At 65.6% G+C, this 18,398-nt stretch carries 20 protein-coding genes and 1 tRNA gene; 7 read left to right on the top strand and 14 right to left on the bottom strand.

All coding sequences use genetic code 11. The features are described from left to right. Window positions 1-2: 2 nt before the first annotated feature. From DM818_RS00655 to DM818_RS00640, 4 genes are read right to left on the bottom strand one after another with little or no spacing between them, the layout of a single operon-like run. The gene (locus DM818_RS00655) at window positions 3-731 is read right to left on the bottom strand and encodes an ABC transporter ATP-binding protein (protein WP_075936167.1); all 729 of its coding nucleotides are present in this window, start codon (window positions 729-731) and stop codon (window positions 3-5) included. Then, window positions 728-1,618 (bottom strand): ABC transporter ATP-binding protein, encoded by an 891-nt coding sequence (locus tag DM818_RS00650; protein ID WP_079988828.1) that lies wholly within the window; start codon window positions 1,616-1,618, stop codon window positions 728-730. Before DM818_RS00650 ends, DM818_RS00655 begins: the two co-directional genes overlap by 4 nt. After that, the gene (locus tag DM818_RS00645) at window positions 1,611-2,909 is read right to left on the bottom strand and encodes a branched-chain amino acid ABC transporter permease (protein WP_075936168.1); all 1,299 of its coding nucleotides are present in this window, start codon (window positions 2,907-2,909) and stop codon (window positions 1,611-1,613) included. The genes DM818_RS00650 and DM818_RS00645 overlap by 8 nt, the downstream gene beginning before the upstream one ends. Further along, entirely contained in the window at window positions 2,906-4,012 is a 1,107-nt protein-coding gene (locus DM818_RS00640) for a branched-chain amino acid ABC transporter permease (protein WP_075936169.1), read from the bottom strand. The genes DM818_RS00645 and DM818_RS00640 overlap by 4 nt, the downstream gene beginning before the upstream one ends. A 119-nt stretch (window positions 4,013-4,131) precedes the next feature. Here DM818_RS00640 and DM818_RS00635 point away from each other — a divergent pair, with 119 nt between their 5' ends. The 5 genes from DM818_RS00635 (at window position 4,132) to DM818_RS00615 (ending at window position 6,546) form a co-directional block, all read left to right on the top strand. Then, window positions 4,132-5,319: a phosphoglycerate kinase gene (locus tag DM818_RS00635; RefSeq protein WP_075936170.1), complete on the top strand. Its 1,188-nt coding sequence runs from the start codon at window positions 4,132-4,134 to the stop codon at window positions 5,317-5,319. Next, window positions 5,319-5,771, top strand: coding sequence for a GNAT family N-acetyltransferase (locus DM818_RS00630; protein WP_075936171.1), 453 nt, complete (start codon window positions 5,319-5,321; stop codon window positions 5,769-5,771). Before DM818_RS00635 ends, DM818_RS00630 begins: the two co-directional genes overlap by 1 nt. Window positions 5,772-5,812: 41 nt before the next feature. Beyond that, window positions 5,813-5,886 (top strand) — tRNA-Thr (locus DM818_RS00625). Window positions 5,887-5,969: 83 nt separating this feature from the next. Further along, on the top strand, window positions 5,970-6,113 hold the full coding sequence (locus DM818_RS00620; RefSeq protein ID WP_153952206.1) for a hypothetical protein: 144 nt from the start codon (window positions 5,970-5,972) through the stop codon (window positions 6,111-6,113). A 52-nt stretch (window positions 6,114-6,165) separates the two neighbouring features. Next, on the top strand, window positions 6,166-6,546 hold the full coding sequence (locus tag DM818_RS00615) for a hypothetical protein (RefSeq protein ID WP_153952205.1): 381 nt from the start codon (window positions 6,166-6,168) through the stop codon (window positions 6,544-6,546). Here DM818_RS00615 and DM818_RS00610 read toward each other — a convergent pair. The 8 genes from DM818_RS00610 to DM818_RS00575 form a co-directional block, all read right to left on the bottom strand. Beyond that, window positions 6,535-6,726 (bottom strand): DUF7576 family protein, encoded by a 192-nt coding sequence (locus DM818_RS00610; protein ID WP_075936173.1) that lies wholly within the window; start codon window positions 6,724-6,726, stop codon window positions 6,535-6,537. The genes DM818_RS00615 and DM818_RS00610 overlap by 12 nt on opposite strands. Window positions 6,727-6,776: 50 nt before the next feature. After that, the gene (locus DM818_RS00605; protein WP_075936174.1) at window positions 6,777-7,628 is read right to left on the bottom strand and encodes an SDR family oxidoreductase; all 852 of its coding nucleotides are present in this window, start codon (window positions 7,626-7,628) and stop codon (window positions 6,777-6,779) included. A 34-nt stretch (window positions 7,629-7,662) separates the two neighbouring features. Further along, window positions 7,663-8,847 (bottom strand): bifunctional sugar-1-phosphate nucleotidylyltransferase/acetyltransferase, encoded by a 1,185-nt coding sequence (gene glmU / locus DM818_RS00600; RefSeq protein WP_075936175.1) that lies wholly within the window; start codon window positions 8,845-8,847, stop codon window positions 7,663-7,665. Window positions 8,848-9,115: 268 nt separating this feature from the next. Continuing rightward, a complete protein-coding gene (locus DM818_RS00595) occupies window positions 9,116-10,951 on the bottom strand; it encodes an FAD-binding protein (protein WP_075936176.1) in 1,836 nt (611 codons plus the stop codon). Window positions 10,952-11,002: 51 nt separating this feature from the next. Continuing rightward, the gene (locus tag DM818_RS00590; RefSeq protein WP_075936177.1) at window positions 11,003-11,911 is read right to left on the bottom strand and encodes a succinate dehydrogenase/fumarate reductase iron-sulfur subunit; all 909 of its coding nucleotides are present in this window, start codon (window positions 11,909-11,911) and stop codon (window positions 11,003-11,005) included. Beyond that, complete coding sequence (locus tag DM818_RS00585) at window positions 11,908-12,279, bottom strand: succinate dehydrogenase hydrophobic membrane anchor subunit (RefSeq protein ID WP_075936178.1); 372 nt, start codon at window positions 12,277-12,279, stop codon at window positions 11,908-11,910. The genes DM818_RS00590 and DM818_RS00585 overlap by 4 nt, the downstream gene beginning before the upstream one ends. Beyond that, window positions 12,276-12,671: a succinate dehydrogenase, cytochrome b556 subunit gene (gene sdhC / locus DM818_RS00580; protein WP_075936179.1), complete on the bottom strand. Its 396-nt coding sequence runs from the start codon at window positions 12,669-12,671 to the stop codon at window positions 12,276-12,278. Before sdhC ends, DM818_RS00585 begins: the two co-directional genes overlap by 4 nt. 64 nt (window positions 12,672-12,735) lie before the next feature. Further along, window positions 12,736-13,755: a succinylglutamate desuccinylase/aspartoacylase family protein gene (locus DM818_RS00575; RefSeq protein ID WP_075936180.1), complete on the bottom strand. Its 1,020-nt coding sequence runs from the start codon at window positions 13,753-13,755 to the stop codon at window positions 12,736-12,738. 83 nt (window positions 13,756-13,838) lie between these two features. Here DM818_RS00575 and DM818_RS00570 point away from each other — a divergent pair, with 83 nt between their 5' ends. Together DM818_RS00570 and DM818_RS00565 are read left to right on the top strand one after the other, a co-directional pair. After that, on the top strand, window positions 13,839-15,182 hold the full coding sequence (locus DM818_RS00570) for a RimK family alpha-L-glutamate ligase (protein ID WP_075936181.1): 1,344 nt from the start codon (window positions 13,839-13,841) through the stop codon (window positions 15,180-15,182). 3 nt (window positions 15,183-15,185) lie between these two features. Then, complete coding sequence (locus tag DM818_RS00565; protein ID WP_153952204.1) at window positions 15,186-15,764, top strand: DNA-3-methyladenine glycosylase family protein; 579 nt, start codon at window positions 15,186-15,188, stop codon at window positions 15,762-15,764. Here DM818_RS00565 and cysE read toward each other — a convergent pair. Together cysE and DM818_RS00555 are read right to left on the bottom strand one after the other, a co-directional pair. Then, window positions 15,761-16,267 carry a serine O-acetyltransferase gene (cysE, locus tag DM818_RS00560; RefSeq protein ID WP_075936183.1) on the bottom strand — a complete coding sequence of 169 codons (507 nt, stop codon included), beginning with the start codon at window positions 16,265-16,267 and terminating at the stop codon, window positions 15,761-15,763. The two genes, DM818_RS00565 and cysE, sit on opposite strands and share 4 nt — an antisense overlap. A gap of 129 nt (window positions 16,268-16,396) precedes the next feature. Further along, window positions 16,397-18,334 (bottom strand): serine hydrolase domain-containing protein, encoded by a 1,938-nt coding sequence (locus DM818_RS00555; RefSeq protein WP_123124014.1) that lies wholly within the window; start codon window positions 18,332-18,334, stop codon window positions 16,397-16,399. Window positions 18,335-18,398: the final 64 nt, after the last annotated feature.

Here is an 18,398-nt window from a genome sequence, read left to right as displayed (position 1 = left end):
CCTCAGCCGCCGAGGAAATCCTGTCTGACCTGCTCGTCTCCGAGCAGGGCTTCACCTGAATCCATGTATCTATTTTCGCCGTTGACCAGCACGTAGCCGCGGTCACAGCGGCGCAGCGCCTCCTTGGCGTTCTGCTCGACCATCAACACCGAGGTACCGGCCTCGTTGATACGGTCGATGCGGTCGAACATCTCCTCAACGAGGTCGGGCGCGAGCCCGGCCGACGGCTCGTCCAACATGAGCAGGTCGGGGTCGAGCATCAGCGCCCGACCCATCGCGAGCATCTGGCGTTGACCGCCGGACATCGTGCCGGCCTCCTGTTCGCTCCGCTCTTCGAGGATGGGGAAGCGGTCGTACACCGCCTGAATCTGGTCTTCGGGCACCGAGTCGAGGATGTACGCACCCATCTCCAGGTTCTCCCGCACGCTGAGCGACTCGAAGATGTTCCCGTTCTGTGGGACGTAGCTGAGTCCGAGGTGGATGATGTCCTCGGGGTTGCTTCCCTGGATCTCGTCGCCGCGGAACTCGATGGTGCCGTCCATGTACGTCGTGAGGCCGAACACCGACTTCATCACCGTCGACTTGCCGGCCCCGTTCGGGCCGACAATGGTGACGTACTCGCCGTCGTCGACGTTCATGTCCACGCCGGTGAGAATCTGGAGGTCGCCGTAGCCGGCGTCCAGCGCCGACACCTGCAACAATCCCTCGTCGCTCGTCTTGAAGTCGCTCACGAGATATCCTCCCCGAGGTACGCCTCGACGACAGCTTCGTTGTTGCGGATGTCGTCGGCGTCACCCTCGGCCAACACCTTCCCTTGGTGCATGACGATGATGTGTTCACAGTGTTCCATGATGATATCCATATCGTGCTCGACGAAGAGGAAGGTGTACCCGTCCTCCCGTAGCTCGTGAATCCGTTCGAGGAGCTTCTCCTCTAACGTCGGATTCACCCCCGCGAGTGGCTCGTCGAGCAACACCATCTCGGGGTCGGTCATCAGCGCGCGCGCCATCTCCAGCAGCTTCCGTTGGCCACCGGAGAGCGTTCCGGCTTCCGTCTCGGCGAGGTGGTCTAACTCGAAGAACTCCAACATCTCCCAGACCTCCTCGCGGAGTTCCTCTTCCTGACTGATCACGTCGCGCCGAAGCCCCGGCGTCACCGACCGGACAATCGACTCGCCGCGCTGGTGTTTCGGCGCGAGCATCATGTTCTCGAGGACGGTCATCTCCTCGAGTTCACGGGCAATCTGGAACGTGCGAACGAGCCCGCGGTTTGCGACCTCGTGTGGCTCCAGCCCGGTGATGTTCTCGCCGTTGAACTGGACCTGCCCGGCCGTCGGCCTGTGGACGCCAGTGATGCAGTTGAACGTCGTCGACTTGCCGGCCCCGTTCGGGCCGATGAGGCCCGTCAGCGAGCCGGCTTCGACCTGGAAGCTGGCCCCGTCGACGGCGGTGATACCGCCGAACTCCTTGCGAAGCCCGTCGACGCGCAGCGGGATTCCCCGCGGGGTTCGCTTTGCCGCCTCCTCGACCGCCGAGTCGTGGCTCTCCGGGTCGAGTTCGTCGGGCGTCTCCACGTCGTCCGGGATGTTCGTCGTCGCCGGTCCGGGTTCGTCACTCATCGGTCTCACCTCCCTGTGACTGTGACGGGCGGACCGAGAGGTCCGTGGCCGCCGCAATCTCCGAGCGGTGGCCCAACAGCCCGTCCGGTCGCCGCTGTATCAGGTAGATGAGCAGTACGCCCACGAAGATGAATCGGAGTTGACTCATGTTGTCGAGCAGGAAGCCGAGCATCGGGGTGAGTTGCCCGCTCGCTATCGGTGCCAACGCGGCGATAATCGTGTCTGGCGTGTTCGAGACGCCGAGCGCGTCGGTGAGGATGGTCGCGACCCGCGGCGGAGCCTCGAACAGCAAGCCGGCAAACAGCGCACCACCGAGGATGCTCCCGGTGTTCGAGCCGGCCCCGCCGATGATGAGCGCGATGAAGATGTAGAACGTAATCTCCGGGCGGAAGGCGTTCGGGTAGACGGAGCTCTGCCCGACTGCGCCGAACCACATGATGCCGGCAAGTCCCATCAGGGCACACCCGAGCATGAACGTCTTCAGCTTGAAGCGGCTCGTGTTCTTCCCGAGCGACTGGGCCGCGACCTCGTCTTCGCGAATCGACTTGAGGACGCGCCCGTACGGTGAGTTCACCGCCCGCACGAGGAACAGATAGACGACGATCAAGACGAGCACGATGAGCAGCGTCGAGAAGATGTTTATCGTGAGCGCTCGCCCGATTTCGAGCTGCTCGATGCCCGGGAACTCCATGAATCCGAAGACGGCTGCACCGAGCGCGGTCGGCTCCGAGATGATCGACGAGGCGTCCTGTAAGAGCAGCTCTCGAATCGGGCTCGGCGGAATCGAGCCGAAGCCGCTTGCACCGCCGGTGTACTGGCTGAACGTGTTGGAGTTGTAGGTAAATCGGATAATCTCGCTCACTGCGACCGTCATGATGGCGAGATAATCGGAACGAAGCCGCAGCGCCGGCAATCCGGCGATGAGTCCGACGAATGCGGCCGCGAGCATCCCGCCGATGATACCAATCGGAAGCGGCAGACCGAGTCCCGGCGGACTCGCACCCACCGGCGCGGTCAGCATGATGCTGGTGTACACACCGACGGCCATGAAGCCGGCAACGCCGATGTTGAACAGCCCAGCGTATCCCCAGTGGAGGTTCAACGCGAGCACGGCGAGTCCGTACACCGCGACGAGGAAGGTCACGCGCTGGAGACTGGAGATGATACCCTCAAGCGGGTATCCCTGCAGTGTCCCCAGGATGAGGAAGACGACGTACAACAGCAACATCGCTCCCGCGATGTATCCCGAATCCGTCACGAGCCGCGAGCGGCCCTCTGTGTCGGTGCTCATGCTGTCTCCACCCCCCCGAACAGGCCGGACGGTCGGAACAACAGGAGCAGAATCATCAGCCCGAACGCGACCGGGCGACCGAACTCACCGGGCACCCAGACGAGTGCGACACGGCTCGTGATACCGATGAGCAGGCCACCGACGATGGCCCCGTAGACGGACCCGATTCCGCCGAGGATGACCGCAGCGAAGATGAGCAACAAGAGCAGATACCCGTCGTTGAAGCCGAGGGTCCCGCGCGTGAGCACGAGCATGTACCCCGATGCCCCCGCGAGCCCGCTGCCGAGCACCCACGTCGCGGTAATCATGCGCTCGGTCGGAATTCCGGTAATCCGTGCGAGGTCGCGGTTGTCGGCCATCGCTCGCATCGCCTTCCCGATTTTCGTCCGCTGTAAGAGGAGATGGATGGCCAACATCGCGACGATGGCCACGACGACGATTGTCAGTTGGTGAGCGTTGACGCTGACGCCGAGCAGGGTCATGCTCGGAACCTCGCCTGCGGCCGTGACGCCACGGCGACCCGTTCCGAAGATGAGCGCCGCGAGGTATCGGAGGATGAACGCGACACCGATGCTGGCGATGAGCAGCGAGATGCCCTCGGAGTTGCGCATCGGCTTGTACACCACTCTATCGAGCCCCAGCCCGAGCACGATTGTCACGATGATTGCGGCGAGCAGTCCGAAGATGACGGCAACGGGCGTGCTGGTCACGCTCGCGCCCACGTTACTCGACGGTGCGTCCACGAGGATGAGACTCGCGAGGTCGATGGTGCCGAGCCCGGCGATGACGTACGCGACCGACCAGCCGGAGAAGGCACCCAGCGTCAGATAATCGCCGTGCGCGAAGTTGGCGAAGTTGAGAATGCTGTACGTCAAGGAGAGCCCGACCCCGGCGAGTCCGATAATCAATCCGAGGATAAGCCCCGTCCAGAGATACGTCACGAGCTGTGAGAATGCCAGCTCACCGCCTAGTATCCAGAGATCCACCCGCGCGAGCTGTGCGAGCAGATCGAGCAGTAACACCGCGGCGCCACCGACCGTGAGGACGAGGGCGAGGCGGGCCAGAAGTTCCCGACTGCGTGCGGTTGCTGCACTAGCTCCCATGTGTGTGAATCATGCTCATTCGTCCGACGTGCATCGTATAAAGGGTTATCGTTCCACAGAACGCCCGACACAGACTGCTAAAGGAAACACCTTTGACCGGACCGGCGGGAACCTCGGGTATGGTACGGACGCTCGATTCGCTCGACGCAGCCGGCGCGGCTGTCGGGGTTCGAGTGGACATCAACAGTCCGCTCACGGAGGCGGCGACGCTCGCCGATGACGCCCGTCTGCGGGCACACATCGAGACGCTCACCGAACTCGCCGCCGCCGACGCTCGGACCGTCGTCCTCGCCCACCAGGGACGACCCGGGGGCGACGAGTTCGAAACTCTCGAACCGCACGCCGAGCGGCTCGACGAACTGCTCGACGCGCCCGTCGAGTACTGTGATTCTACCTTCTCCGCGAACGCGCGCTCGCGCGTCCGAGCTCTCGATGACGGTACGATTCTCGTGTTGGAGAACACCCGTTTCTACAGCGAGGAGTACATGGAGTGGGAGCCGAGCGAGGCGGCCGACACCCACCTCGTCGGGAAGCTCGCGCCGGTGCTCGACGCGTACGTCAACGACGCCTTCGCCGCTGCACACCGGTCACAGCCGTCGCTCGTCGGCTTCCCGCAGCGACTCCCGTCCTACGCCGGGCGCGTGATGGAGACGGAGCTCGACGTGCTCGGCGGTATCGACGAATCGCCGGAGCCGCGCGTCTACGTTCTCGGGGGCGCGAAGGTCGCAGACTCCATCGACGTAGCGCGGTCGGTCCTCGAACGCGGGCTCGCCGACGCCGTTCTCACCGCGGGCATCGTCGGCAACGCCTTCCTGCTCGCGAACGGCGTCACGCTCGGTGCCGCCTCCGCCGAAATCGTCAACGACCGCTCGCCCGAGGCGGTCAAGCAGGCCGGCGAACTCCTAGACGAGTTCGGCCACCGGTTGTATCTCCCGCGCGACGTGGCCGTCGAGCGCGACGGTGAGCGCGTCGAAATCGACACCGAGTCGCTGCCGGCCACAGAGCCGGCGATGGATATCGGTGCCCGGACGGTCTCGGCGTACGCCGACATCCTCGAAGACGCCGGTACCGTCATCCTGAACGGACCCGCCGGCGTCTTCGAGGACGACCTGTTCGCCTTCGGGACCCGAGAGCTGTACGAGGCAGCGATCCGCGCCGACCACAGTATCGTCGGGGGCGGCGACACTGCTGCCGCGCTCCGCTCGCTCGGCCTCGACGGCTTCACACACGTCTCGACGGGCGGGGGGGCCGCGCTGCGGATGCTGACCGGCGGGACCCTCCCCGCGGTCGAGGTTCTCGACGACTGATGGAACTCACTACGCCGACCGCGAGTGCGCTCGACGCACTCGTCGAGTTGTGGCTCGACCTCGCGCGCGACCAGCGAGCACACGGCTCGCACCTGTGCGTCACGGCGAACGAAAACCAGATTCGCGAGTCGCTTTCACAGCGGCTCGTGGTCGGCGGGGTCCGGATTGCGCGCGTCGACGACGAACCGGTCGGCTTCGCCACGTTCTATCCGGAGCAAGGCGTCTTCGAGCAGGAGTACGACAGGGGAATCATCGAGAACCTGTACGTCACAGCGCCACACCGCGGTAACGGAATCGGCACGGCGCTGTTGGAGGCTGCGGTCGACGCGCTCCGCGAGGGCGGTGCAGACCGAATCGCGCTCGACGTGTTGGCGGCGAACGAGCGCGCGCGGTCGTTCTACCGCGACCACGGTTTCGAGCCTCATCGAGTCGAGATGGAACGGCGACCGTAACGCGAAACCGATACAAGGGTCGACAACGGAAGAGCAGATGTGCCAAGGGAGCGTGGGTGGTGCACGCACCCGATTTGTAATCGGGAGTTCGGGGGTTCAAATCCCCCCCTTGGCTTCAGGCGGCCCACGTCCTCGTGGCACCGACACAACGACGATGCATAGATACTTTCTTGTCCGACACCGGACGAACGTACGGATATGAGCCAAACCGTCGTCCTCGCATCGATCGCGATTGTCGTCCTCGTGTTGATCCTCTTTGCCGTCGCCAGCGTCCACTACGTCACCGACATCCTGTCGGAGGTCAACGACGGCGACGGCGACCACGGCGGCGCGAGCCACTGACCGCCGCGCTCGAAGCACCCGAACCTATCCCTTCTGCGACCGTCTTTCCGACATGGAGCGCGACCACCTCGACGAGTGGACCGACGACTACTGGAGCTGGGTCGCCGTCGTGTTGTTCCTGCTCATCCCCGTCGACCTGCTCACGACGGCCGGTGCAGCGACGCTCTACGGCGCTCAAGCCGAGACGAATCCGCTAATGCGGTGGCTGTTGACCCGTCGGTTCGCCACCATCGTGGCCGTTCACCTCGTCGTGTTGGTCGCCGTGGTCGTGAGCTTCCGAGCGATGATTCTCCTGCTCGAAGCCACCGACGAGCGATACCAGCGGGCGTTCGCCTACGGCATCGAAGCGTTCGTCGGCCTTCTCCTCCTCGCCGGGCTGGTCGTCTTCGCCAACAACCTCTCTGTCATCGTGTTGGGCGAGTCACTCCTGTGAGTCGCGCAACGACCGGAGACACGCGTCGTCGCAAAACTGTAGCCGCTGTACTTCTCCGTCTTCGACCCACGTCCGGGTGCGACGGTTGGGTGCGTTCGCGAGTGAGTCGCCACACCACTCACAGGCGGGGGCCTCGTCCGGCGAGATATCCTCGCCCAGATCGGAGGTCGGGTCCTTCATTGTCGATATCTACTGCCACGCACACTTAGCCGTACCCACGGCGGCGATTCCTACGGGCGTTCGTAGCTCGGGTCGAACATGTGTGCGGAGGTCGGTGCCGGGTCGCCCTCGGTGAGGTTGTACTCCGAGAAATCCGTCACGCCAGCCTCTCGCAACACCTCCTCGTCGTAGAAGCTGTTGCCCGTACACGTCGCCGGGTCACGGGAAAGAATCTCGAGGAGCGCGTCGGACATGACTTCGGGCGTCCGCCAGTCGTCTTCGGTGCCCATCTCGAAGTAGCGGGTCGCGCGCGTGTCGATTGCCGTGACCGGCCAGATGGTGTTGCACGCAACGTCGTCGCCGGCGAGCTCGTCCGCCAGCGACAGGGTGAGAAACGACATCCCGAGCTTCGACCACGCATACGGGCCGGACCCCGGCGCACGGTCGACGGTGACCGGCGGCGCGTTCGCGAACAGCCACGACGACTCCTGTCCGCGTAGGTGGTCCGCGAACGCTCGCGAGACGAGCTGCGTTCCCCGGACGTTCACGTCAGTCAGCAGGTCGAATCGGTTGGCCGGCAGGTCGACCGTCGAGACGGCCTGGATGGCGCTGGCGTTGTTGATGACGATGTCAATCTGGCCGAACTCGTCGATCGCCTTCTCGACCGCGCGCTCGACGTTCTCCTCCTCGCGGACGTTCAACTCGATTGCGAGCGCCCCCGGGCCGATGTCGCGAACCTCGCGGGCAGTCTGTTCGATTGTCCCTTCGAGCCGCTGGTCGTCGGTGTCGTCGGTCGTTTTGCCGGTCGAGACGATGTTACAGCCACACTCCGCGAGCGCGAGCGCGAACTGCTTGCCGATGCCGCGGGTCGTTCCTGTGATGAACGCCGTCTGTCCGCTCAGGTCGGGTTTGCTCAGTGACACACCGGCACAACGGCCCCCTAGATAATAGGTGTCCCTACCGGTCCCGCAGAACCGACTCGCCGGGCGTGGTCGTCGCGCCGGCCGAGAGGACGACGCCGGCGTTCAGTGAGGTGTTGATGGCCGTCTTCGCGTCCGGTCCGGCGACGACGCCGAACTTCCGGCGACCCGTCGAGACGCGCTCACCTTTCACCGTGGTTTCGACGGGTTCGCCGTCGTGGCGGAGGTTCGCCACCTGCGTTCCAGCGCCGAGGTTGACTCGCTCGCCGAGGACGCTGTCGCCGACGTAAGAGAGATGCGGCACGTTCGTCTCCCGCATCACGACGGTGTTTTTCAGCTCGACGCCGTTGCCGACGTGGGCGTTTTGCCCGATGTGTGTCGCACCGCGGACGTACGCGTTCGGGCCAACATCGGCTCCCGACCGAATCAGCGCCGGTCCCTCGACGACGACGCCAGCGTCGACTGTCGCACCGGCTTCGACCACGACAGAGCCGCGTAGCTCTGCCCGCTCGTGAACCTCGCCGTCGACGTGTCGGTCCAGTTCCGCGAGCTTCCACTCGTTGGCTTCCAGCAGCTCCCACGGGCGCCCGACGCCGAGCCACCGGCGTACCGGAACGGCCGACACCTCGGCGGCGTCGATGACGCGCGCGAGCACGTCGGTAATCTCGTACTCGCCGCGGTCGGAGCGGTCGACCTCGGTGAGCCAGTCGGCGGCCTCGGCCGGAAAGTGGTACGCGCCGACGTTGACGCGGCTGCTGGGCGGGTCCGCGGGTTTCTCGACGATATCCGTCACCACACCGTCGTCGATCGAGAAGACGCCGTAGGGCCGCGGGTCCTCGACCGTGTAGGCTCCGACGGCGGGACACTGCTCGAACAGCGCAGTTAGCGCGTCCTCGTCGTAGAGGTCGTCGCCGTTCAGGACCACGAAGTCGTCGTCGAGATACTCGCGGGCCGCGGCGGCCGCGTGTGCCGTCCCCAACTGTTCGTCCTGCGTGGCGTACGCGACCGGAACCCCTCGATACGACTCGCCGAAGTGGTCGCGAACGCGGTCGGCCTCGTAGCCGACGACGAACACGAGTCGGTCTGCGCCCGCAGCCACGGCAGCGTCGGCGGTGTGGGCGACGAGCGGCCGGTCGGCGACCGGCAACATCGGCTTCGGTATCGACTCGGTGAGCGGACGCATCCGCGTCCCCTCTCCGGCGGCGAGGATGACAGCGTGCATACCGGTGGCTGGCCGGCCACGTCGTTAGGTGTACTGCTTGGCGAACAGGCGACTCGACGCCGGCCACGGTGCGTCGCACTCCCGTCTCGTCCCGTGACCGACGGATTACCAGCGCATGCGCTCGTTGGCCGCGGCTTCACACATAAGCATCCGCTCGCCGTGCGAGCGGTTCACCGGCGCGAACGGCGTGAGCGCCGGCTGCGTATTTTTAGTGCAGGTTTTTGCTGTGAGTGGTGCGCGAAGCGCACCCGAACAGCAAAAAAGTGCGTCAGTAGGAGCGAATCTTCGGCTCGTACGTCTTCTCCTCGCCTTCGAGCAGCACGTCGGTGTAGTAGAGGTCGGGCTCGCCGTCGTTCCACGCAATCATGGTGTGTTTGAGCCAGTCCTCGTCGTCGCGCGCCTGATGCTCCGCGCGCCAGTGGGCACCGCGGAACTCCTCGCGTGCGAGCGCGCCGAGCGCGATGGTCTCGGCCACGTCGATGAGGTTGCGCGTCTCGATGGTGTGGAGCAGGTCCGTGTTGAACGTGCGCGAGGGGTCGGCGACCGCGACGTTCTGGTAGCGTTCGCGGCAGTCGCGAATCGTCTCCAGCGCGTCCTGGATGCCCTCCTTCTCGCGGAACACGTTGACGTTCTGCGTCATCGCGTCCTGCAGGTCGGAGCGAATCTCGGCGTGGTTGATGCCGTCTCGCTCCATCATCTCCTCAACGCGGGCTCGCTCGCCGTCGAGCGTGCGTTCGACCGTCGCGGCCGGGTCGGCGGTCATCGCGCCGCCGTCGGCGACGGCATCGGGGTCCGGCTGGTCGATTGCGCCCGGAGAGACGGGGGTGTCGAGACCCGTCTCGTCTTCGGTACGAGCGCTCGGGCCGGTCGGAATACGCGCTTCACCGAGGTCGCGCCCCGCGGCGTGGTAGCCCGCACGTGCACCGAACACGATGAGCTCCGGCAGCGCGTTGCCGCCCAGTCGGTTCGAGCCGTGGACCGAGACACAGGCGCACTCGCCGGCGGCGTACAGCCCGTCGATGCAGGTGTGGCCGTTCTCGTTCGTCTCGATGCCGCCCATGTGGTAGTGCTGGCCGGGCTTGACCGGCATCGGCTCGTCCAGCCCGTCGACGCCCTCGAAGTCTTCTGCGAGGTGCAGAATGTTTTCGAGGCGGTCGACGACGCGCTCCTCGCCGAGGTGGCGCATGTCGAGATAGACGTACTCGTCTTCGATGCCGCGGCCCTCGTTCACCTCGGTGAGTTCGGCGCGCGACACGACGTCGCGAGAGGCGAGTTCGCCGTCGTTGTTGGCGTAGCCGTGTTCGAACATGAACCGCTCGCCGTCGCCGTTGTAGAGGATGCCGCCCTCACCGCGGACACCCTCGGAGATGAGCACGCCCGTGCTCGGGAGGGTGGTCGGGTGGAACTGGACGAACTCGGGGTCCTCGACCGGAACGCCCGCGCGGTAGGCCATCGCCAGTCCGTCGCCGGTGTTGGCGACCGCGTTGGTCGTGTGGTCGAACGCCTGTCCGTCGCCGCCGGTGGCGAGGATGACGCCGCCCGACGCCTCGAAGCCGACGAGGTCGCCGCTCTTGATGTCGTAGGCGATACAGCCGTGACACTCCCGTTCCTCGGGATCCGGGTGGTCGGTGGTCGCGAGTTCGGTGACGTAGAACTCGTCGTACACGGTAATCCCTCGCTTGACGACCTGCTCGTACATCGTGTGGAGCAGGTGGTGGCCGGTTTCCGCGCCCGCGTACGTCGTCCGCGGGAACGACAGGCCGCCGAACGGTCGCTGTGAGACGCGCCCGTCGTCCTCTCGCGAGAACGGCATTCCCCAGTGTTCGAGCTGGATGGTCTCTTCGGGGCTCATCTCACACAGCGTCTCAATCGCCGGGGCGTCGCCGAGGTAATCCGACCCCTTCATCGTGTCGTACGCGTGGTCCTTCGGGTCGTCGCCGTCGCGAAGCGCCGCGTTGATTCCACCCTCCGCCGCACCGGTGTGCGAGCGAACCGGGTGGAGCTTCGTCACGATGGCGACATCCGCGCCTTCTTCGTGGGCAGCGATGGCAGCACGGAGTCCGGCTCCGCCGCCACCGACCACGATTACGTCGTGTTCGTGCATTGGTCTGTGGTTATTGTTGGTTGGTGTTGGATACGTTTAGGAGTGACGCGGTTACCAGAACTTCAGGTTCTTCTTGACCGCTTCACGCTTCAGTTCCTGGATGTGTTCCGTCAGGGGGATATCCTTCGGACACACCTCAGTACAGGAGAACTGGGTCTGACACCGCCAGACGCCGTGCTCCTGTTCGATGATGTTGAGTCGGTGCTCGGTGAGGTCCTCGCCCTCGCGGTCGTCCATCGCGAACCGGTAGGCCTTGTTGATGGCCGCCGGGCCGAGATAATCGTTGTTGCCCGCCGCGATGTTACACGAGGACATACACGCGCCACACCAGATACAGCGCGTGGACATCTTCACCTTCTCGCGGTTCTCACGCGACTGGTACTGCTCTTCGAGTCCGTCAGGGGTGTCTTCCCCCTGGAAGTACGGCTCGACGGACTCCATCTGGTCGTAGAAGTGCTCCATGTCGACGACGAGGTCCTTGACGACCTCGGCGTGCGGGAGCGGCTCGATGCGGACCTTCTTCGGGATGCCGCTGTCGGCGAGGTCTGCGACCTGCGTCTTACAGCCGAGGCGCTGTCGCCCGTTGACGAACAGCGCGTCCGAGCCACACACCGCCTGTCGACAGGAGTGGCGGAACGTGAGCGAGGAGTCGTACTGGTCGCGCGCCCACATGAGCGCGTCGAGCACCGTCATCCCCTTCGAGAACGGAACGGTGAACGTGTCGAACCGTGGCTCCTCCTTCTCGGGAACCTCGGGGTCGAAGCGGAACACCTTCAGCTTGACCGTGCGGTCCGCCTCCTCGACGAGTTCGCGGGTGCGCCGTCGCGCTTCCTCGTTTGCCGCCTCGATCTCCTGGCTGTCCATCTCGGTGTACGTCTCACCGGCAGCGCGCGCGGCCCCCACGGCCTGCGTCTGCGTCTCTGTACCGTCGTCTTCGGTTTCGGTGATTCCTGTGCTCATGAGATACTCCCTCCTGCCATAACGAACGCCAGTCGGAGAATCTGTGCGGAAAGCAGCAGTCCGGCGACGATGAGGCCGTACTTCACGACCCGCTTGCCGGTGCCGTCGAGTCCCTGATTGACGAGTCCGTTGTAGACGCCGTTGACGCCGTGGAACGTCGCCGTCAGGCCAAAGCCGACCATCGCGGCGAAGTAGCCGGGCTGGCTCATCCGGGCGCTCGTGCCGGCGAACGTCACGTCTGCGGCGTGGTTCACGAAGTGCAGCTGCATGAAGTGGAACGCCAACACGATGACGAGAAACGCCGCCGTGAGACGCTGCAGCAGCCAGCGCGTGCCTTTCGGTTCGAACGAAGAGTAGCGTTCACTCATGCCAGTTTCCCCATCAGGAACGTCGGAATACTCGCGACTACGATGACGCCCGTGACGACGAGCGACGCGTAGAAGGTGCGGTCCTGTGACTCCAGTCCGAGCCCGAGGTCGACCAGCAGCAGGCGGATGCCGTTGAGAATGTGGAACACGGCGACCGCCAGCAGGCCGACTTCGAGGAATCGGACGAGGAGCAGTCCTTCGAGGCCCTGAATCGTGCTATTGTAGGCTTGTGACCCCTGCATCGCCGTCGAGAGGACAGCGATGTGGGTGAACAGATAGCCGACAAGGACCCAGCCGGTGAACTTGTGGAAGATCCACGCCCACATCCCGGCGGAGAACTCCGTCCACCGACCGAAGTCCTCAACGAGGCCTCGGTCGTACGATTGACTCATGCGTCTGTGTGTCAGGACCGCCTCGACATAGTAGTTGCCTTCTCGGCGGTCTACGTTGACCGGCTCACCCCTGCGGCTCCGACCGCGACGACCGGTGCATCTCCACCGCGTGCCGGGTCGCTTCGTCCAACTCGACGAGGTGACACACCGGATTCCCCGGATAGACGAGCGGATTCTCCAACACGCCGACGAGCAGCCCGGTAAACGGCGCGCGTATCGCCCCCGACTCCCGCTTGAACGGGTTCGTAATCGTACAGACGCGCTCTCCAGCCTCGACCAGCGCGCTCCGCTCGTGGTGCATCTCCACCAGCCCACCAACGTCGGCCCGGAGCCACGTCTTCTCGTCGTCGTCGCCGATGACGGTCCGCCAGCCGGGCCACGAGACGACGCCGTCCGTCCGCGCGCCGAACTCGTTGAGCACCGACAACGTCCCGGCCAGCGCCCGGTCGATGAGCGACCGCTGGAACCGGTGTGCCTCGCCCATCTCGACTGTCACGGTCGGGACGCCTGCGGCGGTCGCCTCGCGCCGGAGTGCCCCCGACGGCCCGGTCGAGTCGATGATGACGTGCGAGGCGAACGCGTTCGCGACACGGGACACACCCTCGTCGTCCATGTCCGCACGGACGTGAACCGCGTTCGTCCGTCCGCGCGTCGAGGTGTGGAAGTCGATGCCCAAATCACAGGGCGCGATGAAGTTCTGGAAGATGCGGTGGGCGATTCGCTTCGCGCTCGTGGAGTCTGGACTCCCCGGAAACGACCGGTTCAGGTCGCGGTCGTGTATCGGCAGATACCGCTGTTGGGCGATGAACCCCTGCACGTTCAGGACGGGGAGACAGACGAGCGTGCCGACCAGGTCGGCGTGGTCCCACTCGTGTGCCACCTCCCGCACCACCTCGATACCGTTGAGTTCGTCGCCGTGGGCCGCCGCCGAGAGGACGACGGTCGGCCCGTCGCGCTCACCGTTGACGACCGTGACGGGAATCCGGACCGGGTCACCGAGGTAGGTCTCGGAGACCGAATAGCGGAGGTTCTGCGTCTCGCCGGGTGCGACGCTTCCCCCATCGTACGTGAACGAGTCTGCCATACGGAGTCTCCGCCGTGAGCGCACAAAAAGCCGCGTCGGACGCTATCCGGCAGGGTTTTCAGACCGCGACGCACTCCTCAGATATGAACGACGACATCTCCGTTGGCGTGTTGAGTCTCCACAACTCCAAGGAGACGAAAGCAATCCTGAACGCGGTGGAACGGCTCGGCTTCGAGGCCGCGTGGCTCCGTGCCGACACGCTCTCGGTCGACATCGCCGACGGCGACGTGACGCTCGAACCGGACGTGGATATCATCATCAACCGACTGCTCCTCTCGAAGGAGGAACAGCCGGCGGAGGCGCTCGGTCTCGCGACGATGCTCGACCGGATGCGCCCGATGTTGAACCACCCGACCGAGACGATGACGGCGATGCACAAGTTCGCCGCTGGCACCGCCCTCGCAGAGGCCGGCCTTCCCGTTCCGGACGCGTTCATGGCGCTGTCCGCCGACCTGCTCAACGCCGACCGCGAGAAGTTCGGCGAGGAGGTCGTCTACAAGACGGCTATCGGCACCCACGGCGGCGGGACGTGGAAGATCGACGCCGGCGAGCCGGTGAACCCGATGGTCGGGTCGCGGCAGGCGTTTCTCCAGCGGTTCATCGACCACGACGAACAGCGCCACTCCGACCTCCGCGTCTACGTCGTCGGCGAACAGGTCGTCGGCGCGATGAACCGCTACGCGCCGGAGGGCGACTGGCGGACGAACGTCGCGCTCGGCGGCGACGTGACGGACGCGACAGACGCCCTCAACGACGAGGTGCGACAGCTCTCGAAGCGCGCCGCCGACGTGGTCGGTCTCGACTGCGCCGGCGTCGACATCGTCGAAGGCGAAGACGGCTACTACATCCTCGAAGTGAACCCGACGGCCGGATTCAAAGGGCTGTTCGAGGCGACCGGCCGCTCGCCCGCACCGTTCATCGCTCGGCTCGCTATCGAGCGTGCCGGCGGCGAGGTGAACGAAGAAGCGGTGTACGAACTCGCGGCGACGCTCGACGACTCCAAGCCCGACTGCATGCCACGCAAACAGCCCGCCCCCGCCGACGAACAAGCGCCAATCGGCTACATCGAAGAGGTCGTCGCGATGGGGACGCGCGGACAGGACACCGTCTTCGCCAAGTCCGACACCGGCGCGACCCGGACGAGCATCGACTCGAAGCTCGCCGCCGACATCGGCACCGGCCCGATCAAGGATATCGTCACGGTGAAATCCGGCTCGATGAAGAGCGGGAAATCACGCCCGGTCGTCGACCTCGTGGTCGGTATCGGCGGCCGACAACACACCGTGACGGCGAGCATCGAGGACCGCAGCCACATGGAGTACCCCCTCTTGCTCGGGCGCGACATCCTCCAACACTACCGCGTCGACGTGCGTCGGCGCGCCGACGACGAGGACGCCCAGCCCACAGAGGGCGTACTGGAGGAGTAAACCGTGGCCGACGACCCGTACGACGTGCTCGCGCGCGACCCCGAACTCGCGCCGCTGGTCGAGCACCACGGCCCACTCGACGTGACCCCCGCCGCGGACCCGTTCGCACGGCTCATCGTCTCGGTGTGCAACCAGCAGCTCTCGACCGACTCGGCGGCCGCTATCGAACAGCGGCTCTTCGACCGGTTCGAAGTGACCCCGGAGGCGATACTCGCTGCCGACTCGGACGCGCTCCGCGAGGTCGGTCTCTCGGGCCAGAAGGTCGAGTACGTCGAGAACATCGCCCGCGCGTTCGCCGAGGGCGACCTCTCCGTGGCGCAGTTGCGCGAGACGGCCGACGACGGCGTGCGCGACCGACTCACCGAGATTCGCGGCGTCGGTCCGTGGACCGCGGACATGTTTCTCATCTTCGTGCTCGCTCGCGAGGACGTGTTTCCGGTCGGGGACCTCGGCATCCGAAAGGGGATGGCCGAACTGTACGGCTACGACACGGACGACCGCGCCGGAATGCGTGCCCACGCCGAGCGCTGGCAGCCGTACCGGTCGTACGCGAGCCGGTATCTCTGGCGCGCCGTCGATTAGACCTCCCGGGCCGGGTTCCCGACGACCGTCGCGCCCGCAGGAACGTCGTCGACGACGACCGCGCCAGCACCGACGGTCGCACCCTCTCCAATCGTGATATCGCCGATGAGCGTCGCGTTCGCCCCGAGCGTCACGTCGTCCTCGACGGTCGGGTGTCGCTTCACGCGCTCGCTGGACCGCCCGCCGAGCGTGACGCCGTGGTACATGTTCACGTCGTCGCCGACCTCGGCCGTCTCGCCGATGACGACGCCCATCCCGTGGTCGATGAAGACGCGCTCGCCGACGGTCGCGCCGGGGTGAATCTCGATGCCGGTGAGTCCCCGACCGAGCTGCGAGAGCAGTCGCGCAGTGAACCGCCACCCCCGCGTCCACAGCGGGTGAACGAGCAAGACGTGGAGCCAGACGGCGTACAGCCCCGGATACAGCAGTGCCTCGGGGACCGACGTGGCGGCGGGGTCGGTCGCGAGCGCGGTCCGGATATCGTCGCGAACTCGGTTGAACATAGACGAGCGGGGACGCTGTCCCTCGCCGGATGCCCGGCCGGGACACGCGAATCTACGCCCGTCTCACCCGCCCGCGAAGAAAACGCTACCGTTGTCCTGCGACGTGGTTTCACCGGGCGCGTAGGCCGGTCACGCCGGCGGGAACAGCAGATTCCACCGCCACAGGAACAAACAAAAGCCCGCGAGGGCCGCTGTCGTGAGGCCGTAGTAGACACGCTCGCCACGCTCCCACCTGTCGTGCCGGAGTTCGTCGACCGCGTAGCCGACGCTCGCGAGCGTTCCGACGAGCCCAGCAACCGTCCCGACGAACAGCACGCGGAAGCTGAACGGCGGCGCAGAGAGTACGGCCAACGGGTTCACCGATAGATGGACGAACGCCAGCGTGAGTCCCCCCGTCAACAGCGTCACGGCGGTTCTGGCGACCAGCCGCGCCCGTGTCGTCCGGTCATCGAGCGCCGTGTACAACCGTCTGCTCACTGCTCCGTCACCATCTCGGAGGAGCTGATACAGGGTCGTCTCTGACCACCGCAGAGAGGTCGAAAGCATCCCGATTACCGTGGCGAGGACGAACAGTCCGTGGAGCCACAGCCGGTCGAGGGTGCGGATGCGCGCAAACGCGGTTGGACTCCCGCCCCGATACAGATACTCGATATCGCCGTCACGCTCTCCGAAGGCGAGACGACGGCTCCCGTCCGTTCGCTCGAAGACCAGCGGCGCAATCTCGATCCACCGGCTCGTCGTTCCCCCCGCGTCAGTGACGAGCGCGCCGTCGTCGGCGACGTGAATCTCTACCGTCGGCGCGTTCAGCGTCGAGGTGAGGGCGTCGTGCCACGTGTGTGACTGCTGGAGCGACCGGTATGTTCCCGTCAGCTCCTCGGCACGGGTCGGAGTCCCGTCGGGAGTGCGCGTCGATTCCGTCTGCTCGGGCAGCGCCCAGTCGAGTAGTCCGTCGATGATATCCGTCGCCGCGTTCCTCGCGGAGTCGGTGTTGAATGCGACGAACACGCCGAAATCGTGCTCCGGAACGATGACCAGCTCGCTGTAGAACGACAGTGTCGCCCCGTTGTGCCACAGCGTTCTCGTGTCGCCGTGTTCGTCCTCGATGAACCCGAATGCCATCCCGTCGAGCTGCTCGTCGTGTGTCGCCCACTGTTCGTGCATCGCGGCGACGGTGCCGGGTTCGAGCACCTGCTCGCCGTCGAGAACACCGTCTCGGAGATGAAGCTGGAGAAACCGCGCCATATCCTCCGCCGTCGTCGACAGCGACCCCGCCGGTCGCAGTCCGACACGCGGGAACGAGGCTTGCGCGTAGCTACCACTGGAGCCGTAGCCGGTGGCGTGCGCTTCCGCGACGGCGTCCGGCAGCGGCTGCCGGAAGCTGCTTCGCGTCATCCCCGCCGGCTGCAGCAGCTCGTCGGCGATTGCGCCGGCGAACGCTTTGTCGCTTGTCGCAGCGAGCAGTTGGCCGGCAAGCGCGTAGCCGAAGTTCGAGTACGAGCCGACGGTCCCCGGCTCCCGAACCTGATGGTGTGGCTCTTCTCGCAGGTACGCCGCCAGCGACTTGAGCGGTGCCGACTCCGGAATCCAGAGTCCGCGGTTCGTCGATTCGAACCCACCACGGTGGGTGATGAGCTGTTCGAGCGTAGGCGGTTTGCCCGGATGCCCGCGAATCGGCGCGTCGAGATAGACCGAGACAGGCGTCGTTGGGTCGAGTTCCCCGTGCTCGACACGGTTCATCAGTGCCGTCGCGACCACCGGCTTCGATACGGAGCCGACCCGGAAGGTCGTCGTCGAATCCACCGGCGTGTCACGCTCGCGATTTGCCCGACCGTACCCCTTCGTAAGCGGGGCACCGCGGCCCGACACCACGGCGACGGTCGCACCCGGAACGTCGTACTCCTCCAGACTTGCGGCGACTAGCTCATCGACGCGCGTCTCAAGCTCGGGCTGTGGTCCTGACTGTGGGGGTGAGGCCGCGCCACTCGCTACCGACGAGCCGCTGGCTGCAACAGCACACGCCCCTGCCCCGGCGAGGACGCGCCGCCGGGAGACTGACGGCTGTTTCACACCCGCGTCTCTGCAGGCGGGTACAAATACGTTCGGATGAGTGACGTGATAGCGCTCCTCCCTC

The organism is Halosegnis longus, from assembly GCF_009663395.1.
Lineage (GTDB): Archaea > Halobacteriota > Halobacteria > Halobacteriales > Haloarculaceae > Halosegnis > Halosegnis longus.
Note: the sequence above shows the minus strand (reverse complement) of the source record. Positions and strands in the feature narration are given on the sequence as shown.